Genomic DNA, 256 nt, shown 5'->3' on the forward strand with positions numbered 1-256 from the left:
GACGCTGATTGCGCCGCTCTACGGCAATCTCAGCCAGAAGGAGCAGGATGCGGCGATCCGGCCGGCATCCCAGGGGACACGCAAGATCGTGCTTGCAACGTCTATCGCCGAAACATCGATCACCATTGACGGCGTCAGGATCGTGATCGACAGCGGCTTGCAGCGTCTGCCGGTGTTCGAGGCGTCGACCGGAATCACGCGGCTGGAGACGGTGCGCGTGTCGCGGGCTTCCGCCGATCAGCGGGCGGGTCGTGCA

Annotated in this window: 1 protein-coding gene; it reads left to right on the plus strand. The window is 64.8% G+C overall.

Features of this window, described 5'->3' with window-relative positions; genetic code table 11:
* The coding region (locus AF337_RS11575; protein ID WP_280138843.1) for a helicase-related protein at window positions 1–256 on the plus strand (256 nt) is incomplete at both ends.

Origin of the sequence: Rhizobium ecuadorense (assembly GCF_001187535.1) — a bacterium.
In the GTDB taxonomy this organism is placed as follows: Bacteria; Pseudomonadota; Alphaproteobacteria; order Rhizobiales; family Rhizobiaceae; genus Rhizobium; species Rhizobium ecuadorense.